The sequence below is a fragment of the Roseiarcus sp. genome (assembly GCF_049514155.1).
Lineage (GTDB): Bacteria > Pseudomonadota > Alphaproteobacteria > Rhizobiales > Beijerinckiaceae > Roseiarcus.
Map to the genome: position 1 here is coordinate 25,644 of NZ_JBEKVH010000010.1, position 26,736 is coordinate 52,379.

Consider the following 26,736-nt stretch of genomic DNA (forward strand, 5'->3'; position numbering starts at 1 on the left):
GGCGCATTCGTCACGGCTCGTCGCCTTGCGCGCTCGCGTCCTCGGCGAAGCCGATATTGTTCATGAAGCGCTTCTGGAACTGCGGATGGGTGTTGAGCTCGACGTAGCGGCAACGCGCGGCGATCGCGGCCGCACGCTCGCGTTCCACGGTCGAAGCGAGCATGCGCGCGACGCCGACGCCCGCCGCGTTGCCGACTTGCGCGTAGCGCGCGAGCGGCAGCGGCGGCAGCAAGCCGATCGCGATCGCGTTGGCGACGTCGACGTACTGACCGAAGGCGCCGGCGAGCACGAAGCGGTCGACCTCTCGCTCGGCGAGGCCGCAGAGATCGAGGAGCAGATCGACGCCGGTGCGGATCGCGGCCTTCGCCAACTGCACGGCGCGCACGTCGGCCTGAAGAATGCGTACGTCCGGCGCGAGCGCGATCGCCGGCCTGCCGTCTACGCGAACGACGCCTTCGCCGTGGTCGCGGATCCGCCCGCCACTGTTCAAGAGCCCCAGCCGAAGCGCGGCGGCGATCGCGTCGAGAACGCCGGAGCCGCAAACGCCCACCGCCTCGCCGCCGCCGATGGTCGTCACGACGAGGGCGCCGCTCTCTATCCCGACGCGTTCGATCGCGCCCTCCGCCGCCCGCATGCCGCAAGCGATGTTCCCGCCTTCCAGCGCCGGGCCCGACGGGCACGAGGCCGAGAAAATCCGGCCGCCGGACGCCAGCGAGATTTCCGTGTTGGCGCCGATGTCCATCACCAGCGTCGCGCCGTCCCCGTCCCAGCGCGCGCGCGTCGCCAGCAACGCCGCAACATGGTCCGAGCCGACGAAACCGCCGACGCCGGGGGCCGCGTGAACGCGCGCGGAGGGCGCGAGCGCCAGCCCGAGGTCGCGCGCTTCGACGTCGAGCGCTCCGCTCGTCGCGGCGACGAACGGAGCGCGCGCGAGCTGGCCGACCGGCAAGCCGAGCAGCAGATGCTGCATCGCCGTGTTGCCGCACACGGCGACGTCGAAGATGTCCTCTTCCCTCCGGCCGACCGCCTCGGCGAGATCGATCGCGCGAACGCCGGAAAGCGCCTCGACGAGCCGTTCGAAGTCGCCGCGCGGGTCGGTGAGCGACGGCTCGGCGACGCGGACGTCGAACGCGCGAACCGCGGGCGCGGGGGCGACGTCGCCGAGCCAATCCTTCGCCTCGACCTCGGCGCGCGCGACAGGCGCGAGCGAGCGCGGCGCGATCTCGGCCTCGCAGTCCCGCCGCGGCTTCAGGCGGCAAGCGCGACGCCACTTTCCGCCGGGACCGACGACCGTCTCGCCGTCGAGTAGGGCTTCGCCGCGGATGAGCCGCACCGTGCAAGAGCCGCAGGCGCCAAGGAGGCGGACGCCGTGCCGGCGCGCGGCGTGAAAGAGCGTCTCGTCCTCGCTGCAGGCGATTTCGCGATTGAGATTCGCGAAGGCGACGCGATGAACAGCCGCGGGCGAACATTGCTGCGGAGCCATCGCTCAACCCCTCGCGCGGCAAGTCTCGCGCGAGCGGCAATCGTCGCGGCGCGGATTCTACATTATACTAACTATGTGCGTTGTTTCGCCTCGTTGCAAAATGCGATCAGGAGCGCGTCGGCGAGTCTTCGATAAGTCCATAGGCGGGAATGGCATTGACGCGAATCACGAGACCGCTGATTCGACCGGTAAAATCCGATCCGGCGCGGATTGGCGTTGGCCGCGGGCGGCGGGGAAGCGGGCGGGGCAGACGTCGAGCTTGCGGCGCCCGTCGGCCCGCGCCGCGCCGCAGTCCCTCCTGATCAGCCGTCGTTTGCGGCGGCGGCGGCGAGGCCGACGGCGTCGTCGAAATGACAAGGCGATTTCAACGACATAAGTCTTCGCACTTTTGTCTGGAGCGGCGCGCCGATCCCTACCCGCCGGTTGCGCTCGAGCTCGTCCAAGGCGCGGCGGCGCGGCCGCGTTCCGGCCTGCTCGCGACCGGCCTCAGCGCCACGGGTTGACCCAAATCATGGTTGAGACCGCCAGCAGGAATTGTATCGCCGGCGAGGATACGCGTTGGGCGCGCCGCGACGGCGGCGCACGACCAGGAGGCAAATGAAATGACCGATCGCAAGATGACGATGGGCGTGATCGTCGGCAACCGCAATTTCTTCCCCGCCCTGCTTGCCAAATCCGGGCGCGAGGAGATCATCAAAGTTCTCGCCGACAAGGGTTACGACTCGGTCGTGTTGACCCCCGAGGACACGCGGTACGGCGTGGTCGAGACCTTCGACGACTCCAAGAAATGCGCCGCGCTGTTCAAGGCCAATCGCGACCGCATCGACGGCGTGATCGTCACCTTGCCGAACTTCGGCGACGAGCGCGCGATCGCCAACACGCTGCGGCTCGCCGATCTCGGCGTTCCCGTGCTGATCCAGGCGACCCCGGATAACGCCGGCAAGATGACGATCCAGCACCGGCGCGACAGCTTCTGCGGCAAGATGTCGGCCTGCAACAACCTGCGCCAATACGGCATTCCCTACACGCTGACCAGGCTGCACACCGAGAGCCTCGACTCCCAGGAATTCGCCGACGATCTCGCTCAGTTCGCCGCGACCTGTCGCGTCGTCAGCAGTCTCAAGAACCTGCGGGTCGGCTCGATCGGCGCCCGGCCGGCCGCCTTCAACACCGTCCGCTTCAGCGAAAAGATTCTCGAGGCGAACGGCGTCTCGATCGAGACCGTCGACCTGTCCGAAATCGTCGGCCGCATCGGCAAGCTCGCCGACGACCACGCCGGCGTACGGAGCAAACTCGATCAGATCCGCGCCTACGCGCCGACCGCTGGCGTCCCCGACTCCTCGCTCACCAAGATGGCCAAGCTCGGCTTCGTCATCGACGACTGGATGCGCGAGACGGACGTCAAGATCAGCGCCGTGCAGTGCTGGACGGCGATGGAAGAATATTTCGGCGTCGTGCCCTGCGCGGTGATGAGCATGATGAGCAACAATCTGATGTCGAGCGCCTGCGAGGTCGACATCTGCGGCGCGATCGCGATGCACGCGCTGGCCGCGGCGTCGCAGACGCCGAGCGCGCTGCTCGACTGGAACAACAATTACGGCGACGACCCCAACAAGGCTGTCTGCTTCCATTGCAGCAACCTGCCCAAGGCCTTCTTCGAGACAGCGCGGATGGATTATCAAGAAATCCTCGCCGGCACGGTCGGCAAGGAGAAGACCTACGGCACGCTGGTCGGCCGGGTGAAGGCGAGCGCAATGAGCTTCGCGCGCTTCTCGACCGACGACGTCACCGGCAAGATGCGCGGCTATGTCGGCGGCGGCGCCTTCACCAACGATCCGCTGGAGACTTTCGGCGGCATCGGCGTGGTGGCGATCGCCGATCTGCAGCGTCTGCTGCGCTACATCTGCGAGAACGGCTTCGAGCACCATGTCGCCGCCAACCTGTCGAATTCCGCCGCCGCCGTGCACGAAGCGACGTCGCGCTACCTCGGCTGGAACATGCACTGGCACGGCGGCCCGGCTTAGGCCGGGGCGTCGCTCAAGATAACTTTCCGCCCGTCCGCGTTTCGAGCTGCGCGGGCGGGGGTTCGGTCGCCCATCTCGCGGCGGCGCTTGTTCGTACTTTCCTTACGGGGCGACTCGGGGCTGAGCCGATTGAGGCTGGGCCTGGCTTCCGGGCTGAGGGCTTCCGGCCGCCAAATTGGATCCTATTCCGACGTTGCTCTGTGTCGAGGACATGTTCTTGAGAACGCCGTGCGCGTCGAACACAAACGTCACGGCGCTCGAAGACGTGTCATAGCCGGAAACCAGCGGACCAATGTATGGAATGAAATCTTGTGGGCGCGCCGAGGCCGCAGAATAGGAATAGTTGGCGGTTCGCGTGCCGTCTGACGACAAAGAACTCGAAGTCGGAGGGCCGAGCTGCTCAACCACGTCGGCGTAGGTGGATTTGCCGATCCTGAAGCTCTGGGCCTGTTCGTCGGAGACTTTCACGCCGCTCGCGACGCATCCCGCCAGCATGCACGACGCAACAAAGATGCATGCGAAACGATTGCGCGCCATAGGCTGTCCCCAAGAAAAGTCGCTGTACGCCCGCCTTGGCGTGAAGCGTTCCACATTTCTTGCAGATTGAACAGTGTCTTTCAATCGCGCCTGGCGATACAATACTGTCTAGAATCCGATAATATTAATCTTCCATGCCGTTGCGTTACAATATGACTGATAACCACGCTTCCGACTACTGCCTCTGAAAATCGCAATCGGAGTGACCGGCTGCCCCAACTGATGAGCGGAAATGCCTTCAGTTGGAAAGCGCAGATTATTCTCACCATCGCTCCAGAATGCCTCCAACTCCTTTGCAGAGTTGGCGAGCACACCAGGTTCCTCCGGGCAGACTCGATCGGCATTGAAGTCAGGCCCGGCCGAAACGATGGCGGTGACGATGACGAGGGGCCGCGATGGCTCTTCATGCGTCGCAATGCCGCAATCGACGCGCCGCGCCGCCGCTGGAGCGCGCGGACGAAAACCGCGGCGGGCGCCCTCGATTGGTTTTCATCCTTCGAATTCGTCCCGCCCGCCCGGCGCTTGGACCAGTCCCCCTACGCCGCCGCCTGCGCTTCCGCCGTCCCTGGGCGCACGCCGATGAACGCCCACAGGGTCGCGGCGGCGGCGAGGTCGAAGAGGAACAGCACCGCGAACATCGGTTCGTAGCCGACGGTGCTGGCGAGCGCGCCGAGCACCAGGGTGAAGATCGTGGCGCCGAGATAGCCGAACATGCCGGCGACGCCGGTGGCGGTCGCGATCTCGGTCTTCTCGAACACGTCGCCCATCAGCGCGTACATCATGCTCGACAGCATCTGATGCGCGAAGCCGCCGAGCGAGAAGCACAGGATCGCGGTGATCGGATCGACGACGAAGCTGATCAGCGCCGGCCCGACCATGCACAACGCGCCGATCGTGATCGTGGTCAGCCGCGCGTTGACCATGTTGAGGTGCAGCCGCTTGTGCAGGAACGGCGCGAGATAGCCGCCGAATATGCAGCCGATGTCGGAGGCGAGGAACGGCAGCCAGGCGAACAGCGCGAACTGCTTGATGTCCATGCCGCGCACGGTGACTATGTAGAGCGGGATCCAGAACTGGAAGGTCTGCCACGCCGGTTCGGTCAGAAAGCGGGCGATGACGATGCCGAGGAACCGCCAATGCGCGAACAGCGGCTTCAGCGACGGCTTCTGCGCCGCGCCCGTTGGCGGGTCGCGGCCCTCATAGATGTATGCGCGTTCTTGCGGCGACAGGCTGGGATGCTTGTCGGGATCGCGATAGAAGACCCACCAGGCGATCGAAACCGCGACGCCGAGCGAGCCGGTGATCAGAAACGCCGGACGCCAGCCGTAACTGGTGGCGATCCAGATGACCAAAGGCGGGGTGAACATCGCGCCGATCGACGAACCGGAGTTGAACCAGCCGGTGGCGATCGAGCGCTCGCGCGACGGGAACCACAGCGTCGACATCTTGGTTCCGGTCGGGAGCGCGGCCGCTTCGCTGAGGCCCAGCAGCGCGCGGAAGCCCGCCATCGACAGCCAGCCGGTCGAGAGACCCTGCAGCGCCGCGGCCAGGCCCCAGACGAGGGCGGCGACGGCGTAGCCGATGCGCGGGCCAATCAGGTCGGTGAGGTAGCCGGCGACTGGCTGGGCGAAAGAATAGACGATCTGAAACGCGGAGACGACGTAGGAATATTGCTCGGTGGTGAAGAACCCCTCTTTCTTGAGGATCGGCGACAGCGCGCCGACCACGCCGCGGTCGACGTAGACGACGACCGTGCCGGCGAACATCAGCGCGAGCATCCCCCAGCGCAGCCAGCCGTTCCGACCCATGAAGTCCCCTCCCCGTTTTCGTGTGCGGCCGGCGCCGGCGCCGGCGCGCGCATGTCCCTTCCCGGCCGCCTCCGCCCTCCCGCGAAATTGGCCTTACCACTTGACCATTAGGCCAGTTTGCCGGAATGTCTAGCCTCAATTTTGCGCTATGCGGCGCCGATTCCCGCGAGGCTTCGCCATGACCGCTTCCGCGCGCCCGTTCGCGCTCGATCCCGACCGCCTGTTTCCCGCCGACCCGCGCACCCGCGACATCGCCCGCGGGCTCTACGAAACGGTCGCGCGGCTGCCGATCCTCAGCCCGCACGGCCACTGCGACCCGCAATGGTTCGCCGACGACGAGGCCTTCCCCGATCCGGCGCAGCTGTTCATCGCCCCCGACCACTACGTCCACCGCATGCTTTACAGCCAGGGCGTGCGGCCCGAAGAACTCGGCGTGCCGCGCGTCGACGGCGGCCCGGTCGAGACCGACTCGCGCAAGATCTGGCGGCGCTTCGCCGGGAACTTCCATCTCTTCCGCGGCACGCCATCGTGGCTGTGGCTGTGCCACGCCTTCACCGAGGTGTTCGGCTTTCACGAGCGGCTGTCGGCCGAAAACGCCGATCGCGCCTACGACCACATCGCCGCCTGCCTGGCGCGGCCCGAATTCCGCCCGCGCGCCTTGTTCGCGCGCTTCAATATCGAGGCGTTGTCGACGACCGAGAGCCCGCTCGACGACCTCAGGCATCACCGCAAGATCAAGGCGAGCGGCTGGCGCGGCCGGGTGCTGACCGCCTTCCGCCCCGATTCCGTGGTCGACCCGGCCTTTCCCGGTTTCCTCGACAATCTCGCCGCGCTGGCGCAAATCGCCGACGCCGACCTCTCGACCTGGCAAGGCTACCTCGCCGCGCTCGCCAAGCGGCGCGCCTATTTCAAGTCGGTCGGCTGCACCTCGACCGATCACGGCCATCCGACCGCCGGCGCCGCCGATCTGTCGACGCGCGAAGCCGCGGCGCTCTACGACCGCGTGCGCAAGGGCGGCGCGTCGGCCGCCGACGCCGAAATGTTCCGCGCCCAGATGCTGACCGAGATGGCGCGCATGAGCCTCGACGACGGGCTCGTCATGCAGATCCATCCCGGCGCGTTCCGCGACCACAATCCGACGATCTTCAAGGCCTTCGGCCGCGACAAGGGCGCCGACATCCCGACCCCGACCGACTACGTCTTCGCGCTGAAGCCGCTGCTCGACCGTTTCGGCAACGAGCCGAGCCTGACGATCATTCTCTTCACCCTCGACGAAACCGCCTTCTCGCGCGAGCTCGCGCCGCTCGCCGGCCATTATCCGGCGCTGCGGCTCGGGCCGCCGTGGTGGTTCCTCGACAGCCCGGAGGGCATGCGGCGCTTCCGCGAGACGGTCACCGAGACCGCCGGCTTTTCCAACACCGTCGGCTTCAACGACGACACCCGCGCCTTCCTGTCGATTCCGGCGCGCCACGACATGAGCCGCCGTGTCGATTGCGCCTTTCTCGCCCGGCTCGTCGCCGAAGGCCGGCTCGAGCGCGACGAGGCGTTCGAAGTCGCGCACGATCTCGCCTATCGGCTGGCGAAGGCGGCCTACAAGCTGTGAGGAACCGAGTCCGCGGCGCAACGAGGAAGAGACGCCCGCCGGGCGCCCCGGCGCAGCCGCCCATTGGTTGCTTGGAGGCGATTTTGCGCGACCGGAATTCGAACTCAAGGACGGCCCGAAGGGCCGCTGCCGGAGGCGGTGCGCTTTCGCGCATCCTTGACTTCGAATTCCGGTCGCGCTCTCGCTCCGCCAAGCAAACAATGAGCGAATCTGCCACGCTCGTCGTTCTGTCGAATGCGCGTTTGGTCTGAAAGGACTCGCCGATGCCATTCCAGCCCGTCGACAGCCGGCGACTTTACGAACAGGTCGCCGACCAGATCGGCGCCCTGATCCGCGCCGGCGAGTTTGCGCCGGGCCAGCGACTGCTGGCCGAGCGCGACCTCGCCAAGAGCTTGCGGGTGAGCCGGCCGGTGGTGCGCGAGGCGATGATCGCGCTGGAGATCGGCGGGCTGATCGAAGTGCGCACCGGCGCCGGCGCGTTCGTCCGCGACCAGCCGCTCACGCCCGCGGCGCCGATCAACACCGGCCACAGCCCGAGCGACATCCTCAGCGCGCGGATGCTGATCGAGGGCGAGACGGCGGCGCTCGCTGCGGCGCGCGCGACGCCGCTCGACCTCGCCGCGATGACGGCTCGGCAGGACGAGATGATCGCCGAGCACGCGGCGGGGCGCGAATGGCGCGGCGCCGATCTCGGCTTCCACGTCGCGATCGCGCGCGCCAGCGGCAACGCGGCGCTGACGGCGGTGGTCGAGCGCCTGTGGCAGGACCAGCACGCGCCGGTGTTCTCGCTGCTGTCGGAGCGCGTCCGCCTGCGCGACAATTGGACGGCGACATTGCGCGGCCACGCCGCGATCCTCGCCGCGATCCGCGCCGGCAAGCGCAAGGCGGCGCGCGAGGCGATGCGCGCGCATTTGACGCAAGTGCTTTCGGTCATGACCGGCGACGAGCCGGCCCCGGAGGGGAGCAAGGTCGCTTCGCACCGCCGGACGCGCTAGGTTTGCGCTACACCGGCTGGGAGTGCGCATGGACCGCCTCGACTGCGACCGCATGTTCATCGCCGTGTTCGAGAGCGGCGGCTTCTCGCGCGCGGCGAAGCGGCTGTCGACCAGCGCCGGCCAGGCGTCGAAACTCGTCACCAGGCTCGAGAACGAGCTCGGCGTTCAGCTCTTCCATCGCACCACCCGCGCGCTGTCGCCGACCGAGATCGGCCGCGCCTATTACGAGCGGCTCAAAGGCCTGATCGAGGAGTTCGACGCGCTCGAATCTTCGGTGCGCAGCGCCTCGGGCCGCGCCGCCGGCCGCATTGCGCTGACCGTGCCGATGTCGTTCGGCTCGACCCAGCTCGCGCCGATCTTGGTCGCCTTCGCCGCGGTCTATCCCGAGATCCAGCTCGACGTTTCCTTCTCCGACCGCCTCGCCAATCTCGTCGACGAAGGCTTCGATGCCGCGGTGCGCATCGGCGAGCCGGAGGATTCGAGCCTGATCGCGCGAAAACTGTGCCCGATGCGGGTCATCGCCTGCGCGGCGACGTCCTATCTCGCGCGGCGCGGCTTTCCCGCCGGGCCCGCAGCGCTCGCCGACCACGACTGCATCATCGACACCAATTTCCGCGATCCCGGCGTCTGGCGCTTCCGCACCCCCGAGGGCGAGCCGGTTCGCGTCGCGGTGCATGGACGGCTGCGCTTCTCCAATCCCGAAGTCTGCATCGCCGCCGCCGTCGCGGGGCTCGGCGTCGCCCGCGTGCCGAGTTTCATCGCCGGCCCGAGCATCGCCGGCGGCGAACTGATCCAGGTGCTCGGCGCCTTCGAGCTGCCGCCCTCCGGACTTTTCGTCGTCTATCCGCCGGGGCGCCACCTCGCCGCGCGGGTGCGGGCGCTGGTCGATTTCCTCTCCGAGCGGTTCCGCGGCGTGCCGAGTTGGGATCAGGGCTGGTGACGCCATTCGTTCCAAATCAGAACGAAAATCGATCCAGAATTCGATATTATAATCCAATCCGAACAGGCGCATGTAGCGAGGCGAAGGCAGCCGATGTCGGCAGCCGATTGGGAGAGCTTCGCATGTCCATCGCAATTCTCGGCGCCGGCGCCATGGCCAACGGTCTGGCCGCTCTGTTCGCCAAGGCGGGTTACAAAGTCGTCGTCGGCGCGCGCGACGTTGCCAAGGCGCAGGCCGCAGCCGCTGCCGCCGGTCACGGCGCGCGCGGCGACAGCATCGCCGCCGCCGCCAAATCGGCCGACGTGATCGTCCTCGCGGCGCCGTTCGCCGCGGCGGCCGAGATTCTCGCCGCCGCCGGCGACGTCGCCGGCAAGACGATCGTCGACATTTCCAACCCTCTCACCCCCGATTACATGGGCCTGACCATCGGCCACACGACCAGCGCCGGCGAAGAGATCCAGAAGCTCGCGCCGAAGGCCAAGGTGGTGAAGGCGTTCAACACCATCTTCGCCCAGGTGCTCGCCAACGGCGGCAAGGCGGCCGGTCGCACGACGACCGTGTTCGTCGCCGGCGACGACGCTTCGGCCAACGGCGCAGTCGAGGCGATCGCCCGCAAGGCCGGCTTCGACGTGGTGCAGACCGGCGGCCTCAAGCTCGCGCGCTATCTCGAGCCGCTCGCCGGCCTCAACGTCGTGCTGGCTTACGGGCGCGGACTTGGCGCCGACATCGCTCCAACCTGGAACTTCAGCGCCGCCAAGGCGGCGTGAGCCGTCGCGACAAGGTGGTAAGACGGCGCGCGCGTTCCTGAGGACGCGCGCGTCTCGTTCAAAGGAGTCTCGGCTCGTGCCTAGCGTGAACGACAGTCTGGTCGTCTTCCTCCATGGCGTCGGCGCCTCCGGCGCCGATCTGGCGCGGCTCGCTGAACCGCTGTCGGCGTTCCTGCCGACGGCGGCCTTCGCCGCGCCGGACGCGCCGGGGCGGTTCGATGGCGGCGGTCCCGGGCGGCAATGGTTCAGCGTCGCCGGAATCAGCGCCGACAATCGCCAACAGCGGGTCGGCGAGGCGCGCGAGGCGTTCGATCGCGTCGTGTCGGCGGCGCTCGCCGAGCGCGGCTTCTCCGGCCGGCTCGACCGCGTCGCTATGTTCGGCTTCTCGCAGGGCGCGATCATGGCGCTCGACGCCGTCGCCAGCGGCCGCTGGCCGGTCGCCGCGGTCGTCGCCTCTTCCGGCCGGTTGCCCGGCGCAGCCGATCCGCTTCCCGCCGCTGCGGCGACGCCGGTGCTGCTGCTGCACGGCGAGGGCGATGCGATCGTCCCCGCGGAGGAAAGCCGCCGCGCCGCGACGCGGCTGAAGGCGGCGGGTTTCGCGGTCGAGGCGCGCGTCTTCGCGCGGCTCGGCCATTCGATTTCCGGCGAAGGCGTCGAAGCGGCGGGGACCTTCCTCGCCCGCGCGCTGAAGCCGGCTTGAACGAAAGGAAACGACGATGTCCGAACTCCCCGCCGCGCTCGCCGATCTGCCGGCGACGCCGCGCATGCCGACGGTGTTCATCGGCCACGGCAATCCGATGTTCGCGATCGAGGACAGCGAGTACGGCCGCGCCTGGCGCGCGCTCGGCGAGTCGCTGCCGGCCCCGCGCGCGATCCTGGTCGTGTCGGCGCACTGGATGACGCGCGGCGCGACCATGGTCCACATCGGCGCCAAGCCGAAGACGATCCACGACTTCGCCGGTTTCCCGCGCGAGCTATTCCGCCAGCAATATCCCGCGCCGGGCGCGCCCGACCTCGCGAAAGCGACGATCGAACTGGTCAAGCGCAGCCACCTCGAGCCCGACGAGCGCTGGGGCCTCGATCACGGCGCGTGGTCGGTGCTGCTGCACATGTACCCCAAGGCCGACGTGCCGGCGTTCCAGCTTTCGCTCGACCTTGGCAGGTCGCCGGCCGAGCATTTCGAGCTCGCCAAGGAGCTCAAGGCGCTGCGCGAGCGCGGCGTGCTCGTCATCGGCTCGGGCAACCTCGTCCACAATCTGATGGCGATGAATCCGGGCGCGCCGCCCTACGACTGGGCGGTCGATTTCGACGCGCGGTTGACGAAGATGATCGAAGATCGCGATTTCCGCGCCGTCGCCGAGACGGCGCCGCGCCTGCCGTCGGCGCGCTACGCCCACCCGACGCCGGAACACTTCCTGCCCGTGCTCTATCCGCTCGCGCTCGCCGACCCGAAGGACGAGCTCCAGTTCTTCAACGCCTCGTTCGACATGGCGTCGCTGTCGATGCGTTCGTTCACGCTGTCCTGAAACGCAAGCGGCCGCGCCGAGCTCTCGCCCGACGCGGCCGCAGGGTTTTAGCCGCCTTTGCTTACTGGCTGATCGCGGCGTACTTGCCGTCGTGCCATTGGTTGATGTCGAAGTGCGGATCCTTGACGTCGCCCTTGGCGTCGAAGCTGACCGGGCCGAACACGGTGTCGATCGGCTGGCCGTTTTCCAACGCCTTCGCAACCTTGACCGGATCGTCCGAACCGGCGCGCTTGATCCCCTCGGCGATCGCCTGGATGACGCCATACGAGAACAGCGTGAAACCTTCAGGATTGTAGCCCTGCGCCTTGAACGCATCGAGCGCCTTGGCCGCGGTCGGCGAACGACGCGGATCGGAAGCGAAGGTGAACAGCGTTCCCTCGCCCGCCGGGCCAGCAATCGGCCAGAATTCCGCGGTGGCGAGCGCGTCGGCGCTCATCAACTGGAACTTGTACCCCTGGTCGGACGCCTGACGCAGGATGAGGCCGGCTTCGGTGTGGTAGCCGCCGAAATAGACGAATTCGGCGCCGGCCGACTTCAGCTTGCTGACGATCGCGCTGTAGTCCTTCTCGCCCGGGTTGATGCCTTCGAACATCACTTCCTGGACGCCGAGGCTGTTGAGCGTCTGCTTGACGACCGTCGCCAAGCCTTTGCCGTAGGCCGACTTGTCGTTGAGGATGGCGATCTTCTTGCCCGGGAAGTTCTTGGCGATCCACGGGGCGACGAACGCGCCCTGCGCGTCGTCGCGCGGGAAGTCGCGCATGATCGTCGGATAGCCCTTCTCGGTCAGCGCCGGGTTGGTCGACGCCGGGCTCATCATCAGCACCTTGTTGTCGGAATAGACGTCGGAAGCGGGAATCGACGAGCCCGAGCAGGCGTGGCCGTCGACGAACTTGATCTGCTGACCGACGATCAGATTGGCGACAGCGACCGCCTGCTTGGGATCGCAGACGTCGTCCTCGACGACAATCTTGATGTTGCGGCCGGCGATGCCGCCCGCCGCGTTGATTGCCGCAGCCGCCGCTTCGGCGCCGCGCTTCATTTGGTCGCCGATCGCCGCCACCGGGCCGGTCATCGGTCCGGCGACTGCGATCGTGATGTCGTCGGCTTTGACCGGCGCAATGGCCAAGGCCGAGACGAACCCTGCCAGTGACAGGACGAAGGCTGTGCGCATAACCAAGTACCCTCCTTGCATAAAGAGGGCGCGCCAGTGCGCCCTCGCGCCGCGGCGAATTTTTTGCTGGATAGGCCCGACAAGCGCGGTCTGCGCTCTGCGCCCCGTCGTCCGCGGGCTGATCGTTCGATATACCGAACTGCATCGCCCGTCGAACGGAAAAGCCGCGGCGCGTCGTCGCGGCTACGAGAGGAAAAGGGTGAATTAGATCACATAGATCGCGCCAAGCAGCGCGTCGACGATCGCTCATAACAAAGAGCGATCGTTACCATTCGAAACAGCGATCACTGACCTCGCGCCAACACTGACTCCATACTTCCTGGCTTCGATCCGCACGCCGAAACGACACCCGTCGTTCTTGGTCTCTGCCTGCCGCGCCGCGACGGATCGCCGACGCGAGGCCGAAACGCCGGATGTCGCAGCCCCGGCCTTCGGCGACGTCGCCCCTCGCAATATCGGCCAAAGGGCATTATACGCGCCTGCATCAGCGGAGGCGCGCAAGCCTCCTCGAGAGGAGCCTTCATGACCCGATCAGCGCCAGCGCCGGCTCGCCGGCTCGCCTTCCTGTTTGCCTCAATCCTCAGCGCCGCTTGGCTCGTCGTCGGCGCCGCGCACGCCGACCCCCGCGTCCTCGCCAGGGTCGACGGAGCGGCGATCACCGAGGACGACGTCGCCGACGCGCTCCAGGACATCGGCCCGGGACTGCCGCAGAAACTCGAAGGCCCGGCGCGCCAGAAGTACGTGCTCGATTATTTGATCGATCTGCGCCTGGCGGCCAGCAAGGCCAAGGCCGACAAGCTCGACCAGGGCGCCGATTTCGCCCGTCGGCTCGACTACTACCACGACAAACTGGCGATGGAGTCGCTGCTGAGCCAGGTCGGCAAGGCGGCGGCGACCGACGAAGCCGAGCACAAGGCCTACGACGACGCCGCCAAGGCCAACCCTCCGGTGGAGGAGGTTCACGCCCGCCACATCCTGCTGCCGACCGAGGAAGAGGCCAAAGCGGCGCTCGAGCGCGTCAAGAAGGGCGAAGACTTCGCCAAGGTGGCGACGGAATTGTCCAAGGACCCGGCCGGCGACGGCGGCGATCTCGGCTGGTTCACCAAGGACCGCATGGTGCCCGAATTCGCCGACGCGGCGTTCAAGCTGCAGCCTGGCCAGATCTCCGATCCGGTGAAGAGCCAGTTCGGTTGGCACATCATCAAGGTCGAGGAGCGGCGCACGCGCAACTTCCCGCCGTTCGAAGAGCTGAAGGACCAGGCCGCGCGCTATGTCGCCCAGAAGGCGCAGAGCGACCTCATCGCCTCGCTGCACGGCACGGCCAAGATCGAGCGCGCCGACGATTCTGGCAATCTCGTCCCCGAACCCGCGCCGACCCCGAGCGCGGCCCCGGCGGCGCCGGCCGCTGGCGACGACGCCAAGCCCAAGACGCCCTGACGCGTTCGCGATTCTATCCGCCCCGCCGCTCGAGCGGGGCGGAACGCCCGCGCGCTCCCTGCGCCGCCCCCTCCACTCGGATCTCTCCCGCATGGCCGCCTCCGCCCCGATCTCGCCGCTCGCGCCGAAGACCTTCCCCGTCCTGGCGCCGATCGACGGCGTGCGTTTCGCCGCCGGCGCCGCCGGCGTGCGCTACCAGGGGCGAACCGACGTCATGCTGGCGCTGTTCGACCGGCCAGCCGCGGTCGCCGGCGTCTTCACCCGCTCGAAGTGCCCTTCGGCGACGGTCGACTGGTGCCGCGCCGCTCTGAGCGAGGGGCGCGCGCGCGCGCTGGTCGTCAATTCCGGCAACGCCAACGCCTTCACCGGCGCAGCCGGCGTGGCGACGACAACCGCCGTCGCCAAGGCGATCGCGAAGGCGATCGGCGCGACGCCGAACGAGATCTACCAGGCCTCGACCGGCGTCATCGGCGAACCGATGGACCCGGCGCCGATCGTCAATGCGCTCGACGGGCTGATCGCCGCCGCCAGACCCGACCGGCTGATGGAGGCGGCGCGCGCGATCATGACCACCGACACGTTTGCCAAGGTCGCCACCGCGCGGGTCAAGCTCGGCGACGCCGACGTGACGATCAACGGCATCGCCAAAGGCGCCGGCATGATCGCCCCCGACATGGCGACGATGCTGTCGTTCGTCTTCACCGACGCGCCGATCGCCGCGCCGGCGCTGCAGGCGCTGCTCGGCAAGGGCGTCGACCGCTCGTTCAACGCCATCACCGTCGATTCCGACACCTCGACCTCCGACACGCTGCTGATCTTTTCGACCGGCGCGGCGGCGGCGCGCGGCGCGCCGGCGATCGCCGACGCCGCCGACCCGCGGCTCGCCGCCTTCCGCCGCGCGCTCGACAAGCTCTTGCTCGACCTCGCCCAGCAGGTCGTGCGCGACGGCGAGGGCGCGCGCAAATTCGTCGAGGTCAGGGTCGCCGGGGCGGCGACGCGCCGCGCCGCCAAGCGCATCGCGCTGGCGATCGCCAATTCGCCGCTGGTCAAGACCGCGGTCGCCGGCGAGGACGCCAATTGGGGCCGCGTCGTCATGGCGGTCGGCAAATCGGGCGAGAAGGCCGAGCGCGACCGACTCGACATCTTCTTCGGCGACCTGCGCGTCGCCCACGCGGGCAAACGCGATCCCGACTACAGCGAGGCGGAAGCCTCGGCCTATATGAAGAAGGGCAAAATCGTCATCGGCGTCAACGTCGGCGTCGGTACGGCGACGGCCAAGGTGTGGACCTGCGACCTCACCAAGGACTACGTCGCCATCAACGGCGACTACCGCTCTTGACGCTGCTGCTGGTCGTCGCCGCGGCGCTGGTCGACGTCGACAATCGCGTGCTGATCGCCCAGCGCCCGAAGGGCAAGGCGCTGGAGGGCCTGTGGGAGTTTCCCGGCGGCAAGCTCGAGCCGAACGAGCGGCCGGAAGACGCGCTGATCCGCGAGCTCAAAGAGGAACTCGGCGTGACGGTGAAAGCCGCCTGCCTCGCGCCGCTGACCTTCGCCAGCCACGCCTACGACGACTTCCATCTGCTGATGCCGCTCTATGTCTGCCGCCGCTGGGAAGGCTTCGTCGAGCCGCGCGAAGGTCAGGCGCTCAAATGGGCGCGCGCCAAGGATCTGCGCGCCTATCCGATGCCCCCCGCCGACGCCCCGCTGATCCCGGCGCTGGTCGATTTGCTTGGGTGAGGCGTTTCTGCGCCAGGCGCAGCGCGCGGTGAGGCTCGGACCGGATGTCCAACGGCCGGGCGCTCGCGGATGGCGGAGGCTCTGTGAAACTCGGAAAGTTGGGCTGTCGCGCCAACCGTCGCGGAGTTTTCGGATGTTTCTACCAACAATGAGAACGACTATCGCTCAATACCGTGCTTCTGGCGCCTGACTTTAAGCCAAGGCGAAGATTTCGCCCCGCCTCGATGTTGAGTGGACATTGTACGCAGTCCGCGTCGACTGGCGACTATCTGAAGAAGCTTGGTTAAAGCATACACTTCCGTAACTATTTGCGCCGTTCGCCCCGTATCTGAGTATTTTCCGAATCTTCTCTGAACGACAGACTTCGCTCATCTTGCCGTCAGCGTCGCCAAGAGGGGGGCGGCAATGACCGGATTCTGTCACGATGCGGGGCGGAAGCCGATCAAAGTCATTCTTACGTTCGGGAAGGCGCATCGAACATCTCCATTTGAGGATGCTCGCTATGAACTTGCAAACACAGCCGAGGCGCGACGTACTTTCAGGCTCTCCAAACATCATTCACGCTTTTGTCGACAATTGCGTCGAGCAAGCTGTCGAACTGGTGCGGTCCCGTCTGCAGATGGACATCGGATTCATTTCTGAATTTATTGACGATCGCCTATTCGTACGCCAAATGAGTACAAAATGTGGGTGGTCTCCCGCCCAAGTAAGCGATTCGATAGCGCTCGCGGAAGAATATTTCAGAAAGATCGTCGGAGGTGAGCTGCCCGAGTTGATCCCGGACACCGCAGCCATACCCAAAGCGATGGAGATCCTCGTAACGCAAGGACTACCCATCGGCTCGCACATGGGCGTGCCGATTCGTCTCAGAAGCGGCCAAATCTACGGGACGTTCTGTTGCTTCAATTTCCGAGCCAACGCGGCGCTGGACGAGCGCGATCTTCAAATGATGAAGGTGGTCGCCGACTTCGTGGCCTATCAGATTGACGTAGACTTGGAGCGGCTCCGAGACCGCAGTGACAAGACCAAACGGATTCAAGCCCTCATACAATCGTCGGAAGAACCATCGATCGTCTATCAACCGATGTTTCAGCTCTCGGACATGACGCTTATTGGAGCGGAAGCGCTCGCGCGCTTTAAGGAGGAACCGCAACGTGCGCCGGACAAGTGGTTTATGGAGGCTGACGAGGTCGGGTTGAAGACCCAGCTCGAAATCAAGGCGGCTCGCAGCGCCCTTGCTAGGTATCGGTCCCTCTGGAAGCGCGGCCCCTTGCACTATCTGGGAATCAACAGCTCACCGGAGACGATAACGGAAGGACGCATGCTGGAAATCATAGAAGGGTTTCCAGCCGAAAAGATCATTCTCGAAATCACCGAGCACGATTACGTCGAAAACTACGACGACTTTTCGTATGCCCTGGCGCCGCTGCGCCGACGCGGCGTCAAGATCGCGATCGACGACGCCGGCGCCGGATATTCCAGCATGTGTCACATCCTCAATATCCGGCCGGATTTCATCAAGCTCGACATCAGCTTGACCCGGAACATTAACAGCGATCGTTGGCGGCGCGCCTTGGCCAGAGCGCTGATCGAATTTGGGCAGGATACCGACTGCAAGATCATCGCCGAAGGCGTCGAGACCGAAGGCGAAATGGGCATTCTGAGGGAGCTTGGCGTCCACGCGGCGCAAGGCTGGCTGCTCGGTCGACCCGTTCCGATCGAAGAATTATGGCGCGTGGTGATCTGAGCCGCTCGCTCGCCGCAGCGGTCAAATGAATCACAAGTGGCTGTTTTCAGGGTTGTGGTTCAATTTGTTGGAAGAGAGGCCCTTCGGACCGTTCGAGCCGGTGATCGGAATGCGCCAAGAAAATTGACGTTGCGGCCGACCGTCGCAACGTCCAGGCAAGGTGGAAAGCCGCCGGTCGCTGCGAACCGGGGAGGAGATTCCCAATCCGCCCGCAATCGTCCGCGCCTCGGGCCCGCGCTCCGGCCTCACACCTTCACCACCGAGGCGCGGTAGATTTCGTCGATCGCGCTCGCCAGCGCGGCGTTGAATTCGGCGTCGCTCATCGAGCGCCTGAGGTCCTGCGCCAGCGCGCGCGAGAAGCTGGCGATCATGCCGTGATCGGCGGCGAGGCGCTTGCACGCCTCGGCCCGGCTGTAGCCGCCCGACAGCGCGACGACGCGCGCGACGCGCTTGTCCTTGATCAGCGGCGCATAGAAATCCGGCGTCTCGGGAAGCGTCAGCTTGAACATCACCTGGCGGCCGGCCGGCAAGGCGTCGAGGCCCTTGGTCAGCTCGGCGAGCAGGATCGCCTCGGCGCCGGCTTTGTCCGGGCTCTTGATCGAGATCTCGGGCTCGAGGATCGGCATCAGGCCGTGGCTGGCGATCTGTTCGCCGATCTCGAACTGCTGTCTCGCTATGGCGGCGATGCCGGTCTTCGAGGCCAGGTTGATGACGGAGCGCATCTTGGTGCCGTAGACGCCGAGCTTCGTCGCTCTGGCGAGCAGCGGCGCCAAATCCGGCATCGGCTTCATCAGGCTGACGCCGTCTTTCTCCGCCTCGAGTCCCTTGTCGACTTTCAGGAACGGAACGACGCCCCGCTCCTGCCACAGGAAGGTCGGCACCGGCTTGCCTTTCGCCAGTCCGTCCATCGTGCGCTCGAACAGGATCGCGGCGATGACCTTCTCGCCGCTGAAGGCCGGCGACGCGATGATGCGCACGCGCATTTCGTGCACCAGCTTGAACATCTCCGCCTCGCCGCTGTATTCGCTGTCGGCGACGCCATAGAGGCGCAGGGCGCCGGGGGTCGATCCGCCGCTCTGGTCGAGCGCGGCGATGAAGCCGTCCTTGCTCGACATTTGCGCTTTCATCTTGTCATTGGCCATGTTCGTCGTCCTCGCCTGAGCGTGTCCGGCGCCAGCTTGCGCAGGTTGCGTTGGCGAACTCAACGGGGGGTCAAACGCGCCAACAGCGCGCGCCGGGATCGACCCATCCGGACCGACATTCCCCGTCAGCGGTCGGTTTTAAGCCGAGTCTGCAACGGCGTCGTGTTTCGAGTCGGGCTGGGTCGCCGCCGCGCGGGACGCGGCCGGCGCGGAACCTTCAAACGCGCGGTCTGGCGAGCGATATGCGGCCGGCGCGCGTTGAGCCTAAGCCCGTCCTGCGCCCGTCAACGGCTCTCCCCGCGAGCCGGAATCGTCTCGATCTCGTCGACGCTCTCGCCGGCTGGGTCCGGATCGAACGTGACCGCTATGCCGCCGGCGAAATGACGGGAAACGTGAGCGCGTCGCTTTCCGACGGTCACCGCCGCGCCGACAGCCGGCGCGACGTCGACCTCGAGCGCCGCGCTGTTGCTCGCCACGTCGATCAAACCCGCTTCGAACGCTCGCCCGTCCGATAGAAGCAACGTCGTGCGGTCCTGATCTTGATCCCGATCGAGGCGGTCGTAGCTGCGCCGCTCGGGCGAGCCTTCCGCTTGCCGCCGTGCAAGCCCGTCAATTCTCTTCGCGAGCTTGCGCAGCCGGGCTGAAGGAACATGCAATTCGACGGCGAACCAGTCGATCCCGCGTCGCACGATCACGCCTTCAATCCGTCCGAGTTCCTGTACGTAGGCGACGACGCGCTCGCCCAAATCCCCCACCAATGGCGCTCGAATAGCGACGCCGAACGGGGAGGCGTCGACGATTTGGCAGTCGAACTCCTGCCCGTCGGCAAGCATGTAACGGCCGGGCAACGTCAGAACCGCGCGGTCGTAACGACGGCGTTCGAAAGTAGACTCGCCTTGCGACATGGCGCCAAGCCCTCCGTGCTCTGACTCCGAAGACGGCCGATATCCGGGCCGCGCCGTTTCGACGGCGCTCTCTCGAGTGAATGCGCAGACGCGATGGCTGTTACTGCGAGTCCGATCGACCAATAGAACGGTCGCGCCCGCCGAAGCCATCCGATTCATTTAGACCCGGAAGGATTACCGAGAAATACTAACAAGACGTTTCCCTGTGAACTTGTCACACCTGCGTAAGGTGGGTTATTCGTCACAAACGGGTTGGAGTATAACGCCCATTCGGCAGGCCCGAAGCTTGAACATCCCGGCCGGGCGCGTTCCGGCTGCGAATATTGCCCTGCGCGCAGCGTTGAATCGACTTTTAGATATAGCGCCCTACGAAGCACGCGATGGGACTGTGTGGGACGTCGATCGCCGGGTCAAACGCCGCATCGAAGCTTAGACGCCTTGATGCTTTCGCGCGGCCATGGTTGCGGCGTCGAAGTCGTCGACGCGCCGAGAAAATGACGCGCCGCCGCCGGCAAGCCTCGCTTAACCCCGTGGGCGCATCGTCCCGTCATGGCTGACGACCTTGAACGCGCCGCCCTGCCCGCCGCGCCCGATCTGGCGGCGGCGGTCGCGGCGTGGCTTGGCCGGCTCGCCGGCGAGCGGCGGCTTTCGGCCAACACGGTCGAAGCCTACGGCCGCGACGCGCGCCAGTTCCTCGCCTTTCTCGCCGAGCGGCTCGGCGCGCCGGCGGGCGTCGACGAATTCTCCCGCCTCGCGCCGGCCGATCTGCGCGCCTTTCTCGCGTTTCGCCGCGCCGAGGGGATCGATCCGCGCTCGCTGCAGCGCGCGCTTTCCGCCCTGCGCTCGCTGGCGCGCCAGGTCGTGCGTGAGGGCGGCGCGCCGGCCTCTGCGCTCGGCGCGGTGCGCGCGCCCAAGGCGGCGCGGCGGCTGCCGCGGCCGTTGAGCGCGGCCGACGCGCGCGCGGTCGCTTCCGCCGCTTCGCGCCAGGGCGAAGCGCGCGAGCCGTGGATTCTCGCCCGCGACGCCGCCGTGCTATCGCTTTGCTATGGCGCGGGCCTGCGCATCGGCGAAGCTTTGTCGATCCGCCGCGCCGACGCGCCGGTGGGCGAGCGCGACGCGGTGACGGTCCTCGGCAAGGGCCGCAAGACGCGCTCGGCCCCGGCGATCGCGCCGGTCCGGCAGGCGGTCGCCGACTATCTCGCGCTTTGCCCCTACGTCCTGAAGCCGCAAGGGCCGCTGTTCGTCGGCGCCAAGGGCGGGCCGCTGTCGCCGCGCATCGTCCAGCTGGCGATGGCGCGGCTGCGCGGCGCGCTCGGCCTGCCCGACAGCGCCACGCCGCACGCGCTGCGCCATTCCTTCGCCACCCACCTGCTGGCGCGCGGCGGCGATTTGCGCACCATTCAGGAACTGCTCGGCCACGCCTCGCTGTCGACGACCCAGGTCTACGCCGCCGTCGACAGCGCCCGGCTCGTCTCCGCCTATCGCGCCGCCCATCCGCGCGCCTAGGCGCCTTGGCGCTCGCAAGATAGGCGCCGCCCTGCCCCGCGCAAACGTCGCGCTTGCCCTCGCCGCCGCACGCGCTAGGTTCGCCCGGACCCGACAACGACTGAGGAGGCGCCCGTGGCCGGCAAACGCATCGTCTTCACCGGCGGGTCCGGCAAGGCCGGTCGGCACGCCGTCGCCCACCTCCTCGCCAAGGGCTACGCCATCCTCAACGTCGATCTCAAGCCGCTCGATCTGCCGGGGGTCAACACGCTCATCGCCGACCTGACCGAATCCGGCCAGGCGTTCAACGCGCTGACCAGCCATTTCGGCTACGACGGCTACGAAGGGGAGAGCACGCCCTCAGCCCCCGACGCGGTCGTCCATTTCGCCGCGATTCCCCGCATCCTGATCGAGCCCGACAACGTCACCTTCGCCGCCAATGTCGTCAGCGCCTACAACGTCATCGAGGCGGCGATGAAGCTCGGCGTGCGCAAAGTGATCATCGCCTCGAGCGAGACGACTTACGGCGTCTGCTTCACCGAGGGCGACAAGGACTTCCATGCCTTCCCGCTCGAGGAGGATTACGACGTCGACCCGATGGATTCCTACGGCCTGTCGAAACTGTGCAACGAGAAGACGGCGCGCGCCTTCGCCATGCGCTATGGCGCCGACATCTACGCGCTGCGCATCGGCAACGTCATCGAGCCGCACGAATACGGGATGTTCGAATCCTTCCAGGCCAATCCGATGCTGCGCAAGCGCAACGCCTGGAGCTACATCGACGCGCGCGACCTCGGCGAGATCGTCCGCCTGTGCCTGGAGAAGGACGGGCTCGGCTTCCAGGTCTTCAATGCGACCAACGACACGATCACCCTCGAAACGCCGACCCAGGAATTCCTGTCGAAGACCTTCCCGCGCCTGCCGATCACCCGGCCGCTCGAAGGCTTCGAGGCGCCGCTGTCGAACCGCAAGGCGCGCGAAGTGCTGGGCTTCAAGGAAGCGCACAACTGGCGCCAATACGTCAAGATGAAGCCGGCGTAAGCGGCGAAGCCGGCGAAGCGTTGGCGGCGTAGACTCCGAACGCCTACATCGCCGTCAGTCTTCTTCGCTGACAGCCCATGAGCCCCACTCTTGCGGGCGCCGGGTCGACATCATGCGCGTTTCTGAAGCGCGCGTCGGTGCTTTGCGCAGCGACCCATGCCTCGATCTATCCGCCTAACGTAGCGACGTCAGCGCTAACCCTGCGCCGGAGGCGCTGCGGGAGGCAGCGCTAGGATGTCTTTGGCGAAGTTGTGCCGTAGTTGCCATCCTTTTCTTCCACGAGGCCGAGCTTGAGAGCGTCTTTCTGATCAGAGCTCACTGAGGCCGCCGTGTACTCGCCGTTGGCCAACTTCACGAGCCCAGAGTGCGAGGCGCCGGCGGGCGGGCTGGAAGAGCGAGAGGCCGAACTGGTCGAACTCGACGAACTGTCTGAAGCCGAGCTTGCGCTCGATGAGGCGTCAGCGTTCGACGACGACCCGGCTTGCGGGACGGACGAAGCCTGCGAAGCGGACGAGGCCGAGGAAGTCGACGAGGTCGAGTCGACCGTCGAGAGGAGATTTTCGAGATAGGCGTTGAGCACCGCCGCCAGCTTGGCGACGTCGGAGACGATCTCCGATCCCGTCGACGACGAGGCGCTGGAGTCGGTCGACGACGAAGTCGCGGTCGACGCGCTCGAGACGCTCGAGGCCGAACTCGACGAATCCAGCGCCGTCAACAGATTGGTGAGATCGGTCTCGAGCTTCGACAGCAGGCTGCTGGCGCTCGATGAACTGTCGGTCGAGCTCGAAGAGGTCGAATCGCTGGCGCTGGTCGCGCCGGGCGGCGGTCCCGGCGGCGGGCCGGGGGGCGGCCCGCCCACGCCGCCAGGGCCGCCGGTCGAAGCGCCGCTGGCCGAAGAACTCTGGCTGCCGCTGCTGTCGAACGCGAGGCTGCTGAGCTGCGACAGGAAACTGAGCAGCGCCGCCGACAGACCGACCGCGGTCGATGCATCCGCCGACGTGACCGTGCTGCTCGTCGAAGTTGACGCAGAGGTCGACGTGCTTGTGCTCGATGCGTCGGAAGAACTGCTCTGGCTCGCCCAGGTCGCCTCGAGCAGCTTCAACAATTGCGCTTGCGAATTGAAGCCGGAAATGGACATCGACATGGTTTGCCCCCAAACCTCGCCGCGTTGGTTACCATTGATAACGTTAAGGAAGAGTAAATATTCGGGTTAGCGGACCCTTAGCGGACGCGAAATTCTCTGCGGCAACGCGGCGCGGATCACGCCGCCGGCGCGCCCGGGACGCGGCAGGCCTGAAGGCCGAGGTGGGCGATTTCGAGCGAAAGCGCGGCGTCGCACCAGATGCGAAAGCCCGCTTCGCGCGCCCGATCGCAGAAGACGTAGTCTTCGCCGACGATCTCGCCGCCGGCCTCGTCGGCGCCGTAGCGAAAGTAGGGCTTCGCCAGCGCGTCGAACACGCTCATGCGGATCAGCAGGCAGCCGGTCGGGATGCGGCGCATTTCGGTCAGGCCGCGCGCGTCGGCGGTCGGATGCGACTCCAGCGCCGATCCGAGCAGCGCGAACGGCGCCACCCGCTTGACGTAGGTCGCGCCGACGATCGCCTCGCGATGGACCAGCAGCCGATGCAGCGTCGTGCGCGGGAAGGTCATGTCGCTGTCGAGAAACAGGAGGTGGTCGCAGCCGAGCTCGCGCGCGCGCCGCACCCCGTCGTTGCGCGCCGCGGCGACGATCGACGACTTGTTGTTGACGATCGGCGTCTCCAGCGGCGGCGTGGAATTGCAGAGGCCGGCGAGCGCGAGGGCGAAGTCGGCGTGCACCATGTCGGCGGAGGGAAAACAGATCGCGACCTTGGGCAGAGCGGTGGTCATGCAATCCAGCCGAATCAGCGGTCCCGCCCGAGGCGAAACGCACGTGGTATGGCGGAAAGCGCGAGCCCGCTCAAGGCCGCCAGGGATCGATGATCGGCACGCCGGCGGCGACAAACGGCGCCGTGCCGAGAATGATCATTCGAACGACGCCGGTTCGGTCGGCGACGGATCGCGAGACGTCTCGAGGTCGACGCCGCCGAAGCGCCGACCGAACGCCGCCAGCTCGGCGCCGAGCTTCAACCGCCCCTTGGGGCGAACCGCCTCGTCGAGGATCGCGCGAACCTCCGCTTCGGCGCTGCGCCCATGACGCGCCGCGCGCAGCTTCAGAGCGCGGTGCGTCTCGGCGGAAAGATTGCGGATCGTGACGGCCGGCATGTGATAGCGCTCTTGGTTGATTGATTGCGTTGATTCCAAAAATCATATGTCGCCATCAACGAAAATCACTTTCGGCGGCCTGAGCGACGGCGGCCCGCTCCCTCACGTCCCCCTTGGCTTGGCCCGGCTGGTCGGCGCTGCGCTCGCCGGGTCTTCGGGCCAGAAATGGCGGGGATAGCGGCCGCGTAGCTCGGCGCGCACGCCCGCCCACGAGCCTTTCCAGAAGCCCGGCAGGTCGCGGGTGATCTGGATCGGCCGATGCGCGGGCGACAGCAGATGCAACGTCAACGGCACGCGGCCGCCGGCGAGCGCGGGATGGACGGAAAGGCCGAACAGCTCCTGCACGCGCAGCGCGACGCTCGGCCCGCCTTCGGACTCGTAATCGACCGGCGCCGCCGTGCCGGTCGGCGCGACATAATGGCTCGGCGCCTCGGCTTCCAGCCGGCGCGCGAGGTCGTAGGGCAGCAGCGCGCGCAGCGCCTGGCCGAGTTCGTCGCTGGAAAATTCGTCGAGCCGCGTCTTGCCGAGCAGGAACGGCGCGAGCCAGTCGGGCGAAGCGGCGAGCGCGGAATCGCCAAGGTCGGGCCAGGACTCGCCCTCGGCGCGGCGCAGGAAACCGACCCGCCCGCGCCATTGCGCCAACGCCTTGGTCCACGGCAGGCGCGCGAGCCCGAGATCGAGAATCCCGCGCGCCAGCGCGGCGGCGCTTCGCTCGTCCGCCGGCGGGCTGAGCGCGCCTTCCGCGAGCGTCAGCGCGCCGAGCTTTCGACGACGACGGGCGCGCAGCGAGGCGGAGGCGCGGTCGAACGCCGTCTCCTCGCGCGTTTCGATCTCAGCCCCGGCGACCGCCTCGATCTCTCCGAGCGTCAGCGGCGCGGCGGCGACGACGCGCGCGGCCGCCGCGCGGCCGATGATCTCGCCGATCGCCAGAAACGCTTCGCCGGCGAGCGGATCGTGCGGCTCGAGCGACGCGGCGCGGCCGTTGGCCATCAGGAACTCGCCGCGTTTTGCCCGCGCCATGGCGATGCGGTCGGGAAACGCCGCGGCGAGCCATGCGCCGACGTCGGCGCTTCCCCTCTCCCGCTTGCGGGAGAGGGTTGGGGTGAGGGCAAGCGCGCGCGCCGCCAGATTGCGCGCCAATCGCCGCGCGTCCTCGGCGCGTTGCGAGCGATCGCGGCGGAAGTTTTCCAGCCGGCGCGTCAGGTCGACCGCGTCGCCGCCGAGACCGCGTTCAGTCAGCGTCACCGCGAGCTCGGCGGCGACCAGCGCCTCGCCGGCGCGCGCCGCGTCGACGACCATGCGCGCCAGCCGCGGCGGCAGCGCCAGGCCGGCGATGGCCTTGCCTTCCTCGGTGACCTTGCCGTCGGCGTCGAGCGCGCCGAGCGCGGCGATGAGCGCGCGCGCCTCCTTGAACGCGGCGCGCGGCGGCGGATCGAGAAACCTCAAGCCCGACGGATCGGCGACGCCCCACACTGCGAGGTCGAGCGCCAGGCCGGAAAGGTCGGCGGCGAGAATTTCCGGTTGCGCGAATGGCGCGAGACCGCCGGTCCCCGCCTCCTCCCACAACCGATAGCAGACGCCCGGCTCGACCCGGCCGGCGCGACCGCGCCGCTGATCGGCGTTGGCGCGCGACACCCGCACCGTCTCGAGCCGGGTCAGGCCGACGTCGGGCTCGTAGCGCGGCACGCGCATCAGGCCGCTGTCGATCACGACCCGCACGCCCTCGATCGTCAGCGAGGTCTCGGCGATCGAAGTCGCGAGCACGATCTTGCGGTCCTGGGCGCGCGCGTCCATCGCGCCATAGAGCGGCGCGATGTCGACGTCGCGATCGCGCACGCGCTCTTCGAGCCGCGCGGCGACGCGCAGGATCTCGCCCTGGCCGGGCAGGAAGGCGAGGATCGAGCCGCGCTCGTCGGCGAGTGCGCCGAGAATCGCGCGCGTGACTTCGTCTTCGATCCGCGCGACGGAATCGCGGCCGATATAGCGCGTCTCGACCGCAAAGGCGCGACCCTCGCTCTCGATCCGCGTCGCGCCGGGCATGAGCGCGGCGACGCGCGCGCCGTCGAGCGTCGCCGACATGACGAGAATGCGCAGGTCCTCGCGCAAGGCCTCCTGCGCGTCGAGCGCCAGCGCCAGGCCGAGAT

At 67.3% G+C, this 26,736-nt stretch carries 24 protein-coding genes; 15 read left to right on the forward strand and 9 right to left on the reverse strand.

The annotated features are described in order from the left end of the window. Positions 1 to 10 precede the first annotated feature (10 nt). Positions 11 to 1,483 (reverse strand): ASKHA domain-containing protein, encoded by a 1,473-nt coding sequence (locus tag ABSF49_RS02645; RefSeq protein WP_424111072.1) that lies wholly within the window; start codon positions 1,481 to 1,483, stop codon positions 11 to 13. 602 nt (positions 1,484 to 2,085) lie between these two features. Between ABSF49_RS02645 and ABSF49_RS02650 the strand changes: the two genes are divergently transcribed. After that, a complete protein-coding gene (locus ABSF49_RS02650) occupies positions 2,086 to 3,507 on the forward strand; it encodes an L-fucose/L-arabinose isomerase family protein (RefSeq protein ID WP_424111073.1) in 1,422 nt (473 codons plus the stop codon). A 102-nt stretch (positions 3,508 to 3,609) separates the two neighbouring features. Here ABSF49_RS02650 and ABSF49_RS02655 read toward each other — a convergent pair whose 3' ends face one another. Then, the gene (locus ABSF49_RS02655; RefSeq protein ID WP_424111074.1) at positions 3,610 to 4,044 is read right to left on the reverse strand and encodes a hypothetical protein; all 435 of its coding nucleotides are present in this window, start codon (positions 4,042 to 4,044) and stop codon (positions 3,610 to 3,612) included. Positions 4,045 to 4,580: 536 nt separating this feature from the next. Then, positions 4,581 to 5,852: an MFS transporter gene (locus ABSF49_RS02660; protein WP_424111075.1), complete on the reverse strand. Its 1,272-nt coding sequence runs from the start codon at positions 5,850 to 5,852 to the stop codon at positions 4,581 to 4,583. A gap of 178 nt (positions 5,853 to 6,030) precedes the next feature. Between ABSF49_RS02660 and uxaC the strand changes: the two genes are divergently transcribed. From uxaC to ygiD, 6 genes are all read left to right on the forward strand, one after another. Continuing rightward, positions 6,031 to 7,455, forward strand: coding sequence for a glucuronate isomerase (uxaC, locus tag ABSF49_RS02665; RefSeq protein ID WP_424111076.1), 1,425 nt, complete (start codon positions 6,031 to 6,033; stop codon positions 7,453 to 7,455). A 263-nt stretch (positions 7,456 to 7,718) separates the two neighbouring features. After that, positions 7,719 to 8,450 (forward strand): FadR/GntR family transcriptional regulator, encoded by a 732-nt coding sequence (locus ABSF49_RS02670; RefSeq protein ID WP_424111077.1) that lies wholly within the window; start codon positions 7,719 to 7,721, stop codon positions 8,448 to 8,450. Positions 8,451 to 8,478: 28 nt separating this feature from the next. Continuing rightward, positions 8,479 to 9,390 carry a LysR family transcriptional regulator gene (locus tag ABSF49_RS02675; protein WP_424111078.1) on the forward strand — a complete coding sequence of 304 codons (912 nt, stop codon included), beginning with the start codon at positions 8,479 to 8,481 and terminating at the stop codon, positions 9,388 to 9,390. Positions 9,391 to 9,512: 122 nt separating this feature from the next. Beyond that, positions 9,513 to 10,157: an NADPH-dependent F420 reductase gene (locus ABSF49_RS02680; RefSeq protein WP_424111079.1), complete on the forward strand. Its 645-nt coding sequence runs from the start codon at positions 9,513 to 9,515 to the stop codon at positions 10,155 to 10,157. A gap of 76 nt (positions 10,158 to 10,233) precedes the next feature. Next, entirely contained in the window at positions 10,234 to 10,857 is a 624-nt protein-coding gene (locus ABSF49_RS02685) for an alpha/beta hydrolase (protein ID WP_424111080.1), read from the forward strand. Between the two features lie 16 nt (positions 10,858 to 10,873). Next, positions 10,874 to 11,683: a 4,5-DOPA-extradiol-dioxygenase gene (gene ygiD / locus ABSF49_RS02690; protein ID WP_424111081.1), complete on the forward strand. Its 810-nt coding sequence runs from the start codon at positions 10,874 to 10,876 to the stop codon at positions 11,681 to 11,683. Positions 11,684 to 11,744: 61 nt separating this feature from the next. Here the strand turns inward: ygiD and ABSF49_RS02695 are convergent, their stop codons facing one another. After that, positions 11,745 to 12,854 carry an ABC transporter substrate-binding protein gene (locus ABSF49_RS02695; protein WP_424111082.1) on the reverse strand — a complete coding sequence of 370 codons (1,110 nt, stop codon included), beginning with the start codon at positions 12,852 to 12,854 and terminating at the stop codon, positions 11,745 to 11,747. 522 nt (positions 12,855 to 13,376) lie between these two features. Between ABSF49_RS02695 and ABSF49_RS02700 the strand changes: the two genes are divergently transcribed. From ABSF49_RS02700 to ABSF49_RS02715, 4 genes are all read left to right on the forward strand, one after another. Continuing rightward, the gene (locus ABSF49_RS02700) at positions 13,377 to 14,291 is read left to right on the forward strand and encodes a peptidylprolyl isomerase (RefSeq protein WP_424111083.1); all 915 of its coding nucleotides are present in this window, start codon (positions 13,377 to 13,379) and stop codon (positions 14,289 to 14,291) included. Between the two features lie 91 nt (positions 14,292 to 14,382). After that, the gene (gene argJ / locus ABSF49_RS02705) at positions 14,383 to 15,630 is read left to right on the forward strand and encodes a bifunctional glutamate N-acetyltransferase/amino-acid acetyltransferase ArgJ (RefSeq protein WP_424111084.1); all 1,248 of its coding nucleotides are present in this window, start codon (positions 14,383 to 14,385) and stop codon (positions 15,628 to 15,630) included. Then, a complete protein-coding gene (locus ABSF49_RS02710) occupies positions 15,627 to 16,028 on the forward strand; it encodes a (deoxy)nucleoside triphosphate pyrophosphohydrolase (protein WP_424111085.1) in 402 nt (133 codons plus the stop codon). Before argJ ends, ABSF49_RS02710 begins: the two co-directional genes overlap by 4 nt. A gap of 502 nt (positions 16,029 to 16,530) precedes the next feature. Continuing rightward, positions 16,531 to 17,775 (forward strand): sensor domain-containing phosphodiesterase, encoded by a 1,245-nt coding sequence (locus tag ABSF49_RS02715; RefSeq protein WP_424111086.1) that lies wholly within the window; start codon positions 16,531 to 16,533, stop codon positions 17,773 to 17,775. A 245-nt stretch (positions 17,776 to 18,020) separates the two neighbouring features. Here ABSF49_RS02715 and ABSF49_RS02720 read toward each other — a convergent pair whose 3' ends face one another. Then, entirely contained in the window at positions 18,021 to 18,917 is an 897-nt protein-coding gene (locus tag ABSF49_RS02720; protein WP_424111087.1) for a fructose bisphosphate aldolase, read from the reverse strand. Positions 18,918 to 19,201: 284 nt separating this feature from the next. After that, the gene (locus ABSF49_RS02725; protein WP_424111088.1) at positions 19,202 to 19,972 is read right to left on the reverse strand and encodes a PilZ domain-containing protein; all 771 of its coding nucleotides are present in this window, start codon (positions 19,970 to 19,972) and stop codon (positions 19,202 to 19,204) included. 399 nt (positions 19,973 to 20,371) lie between these two features. On the opposite strand from ABSF49_RS02725, the gene ABSF49_RS02730 reads away from it, so the two are divergent. The 4 genes from ABSF49_RS02730 to ABSF49_RS02745 all read left to right on the forward strand — a co-directional run bounded on the left by ABSF49_RS02730 (position 20,372) and on the right by ABSF49_RS02745 (position 23,562). Beyond that, positions 20,372 to 21,328: a tyrosine recombinase XerC gene (locus ABSF49_RS02730; protein ID WP_424111089.1), complete on the forward strand. Its 957-nt coding sequence runs from the start codon at positions 20,372 to 20,374 to the stop codon at positions 21,326 to 21,328. A gap of 114 nt (positions 21,329 to 21,442) precedes the next feature. Further along, a complete protein-coding gene (locus ABSF49_RS02735; protein ID WP_424111090.1) occupies positions 21,443 to 22,348 on the forward strand; it encodes an NAD-dependent epimerase/dehydratase family protein in 906 nt (301 codons plus the stop codon). 329 nt (positions 22,349 to 22,677) lie between these two features. Continuing rightward, positions 22,678 to 22,917, forward strand: a complete 240-nt coding sequence (locus ABSF49_RS02740; RefSeq protein WP_424111091.1) for a hypothetical protein — start codon at positions 22,678 to 22,680, stop codon at positions 22,915 to 22,917. A gap of 3 nt (positions 22,918 to 22,920) precedes the next feature. Then, a complete protein-coding gene (locus ABSF49_RS02745; RefSeq protein WP_424111092.1) occupies positions 22,921 to 23,562 on the forward strand; it encodes a hypothetical protein in 642 nt (213 codons plus the stop codon). Between the two features lie 46 nt (positions 23,563 to 23,608). On the opposite strand, the gene ABSF49_RS02750 is transcribed toward ABSF49_RS02745, so the two are convergent. From ABSF49_RS02750 to hrpB, 3 genes are all read right to left on the reverse strand, one after another. Beyond that, positions 23,609 to 24,217: a glycosyltransferase family 2 protein gene (locus ABSF49_RS02750; RefSeq protein ID WP_424111093.1), complete on the reverse strand. Its 609-nt coding sequence runs from the start codon at positions 24,215 to 24,217 to the stop codon at positions 23,609 to 23,611. A gap of 135 nt (positions 24,218 to 24,352) precedes the next feature. Further along, positions 24,353 to 24,592 carry a FitA-like ribbon-helix-helix domain-containing protein gene (locus tag ABSF49_RS02755; RefSeq protein ID WP_424111094.1) on the reverse strand — a complete coding sequence of 80 codons (240 nt, stop codon included), beginning with the start codon at positions 24,590 to 24,592 and terminating at the stop codon, positions 24,353 to 24,355. A 102-nt stretch (positions 24,593 to 24,694) separates the two neighbouring features. After that, the coding region (gene hrpB / locus ABSF49_RS02760) for an ATP-dependent helicase HrpB (protein ID WP_424111095.1) at positions 24,695 to 26,736 on the reverse strand (2,042 nt) is incomplete at its 5' end.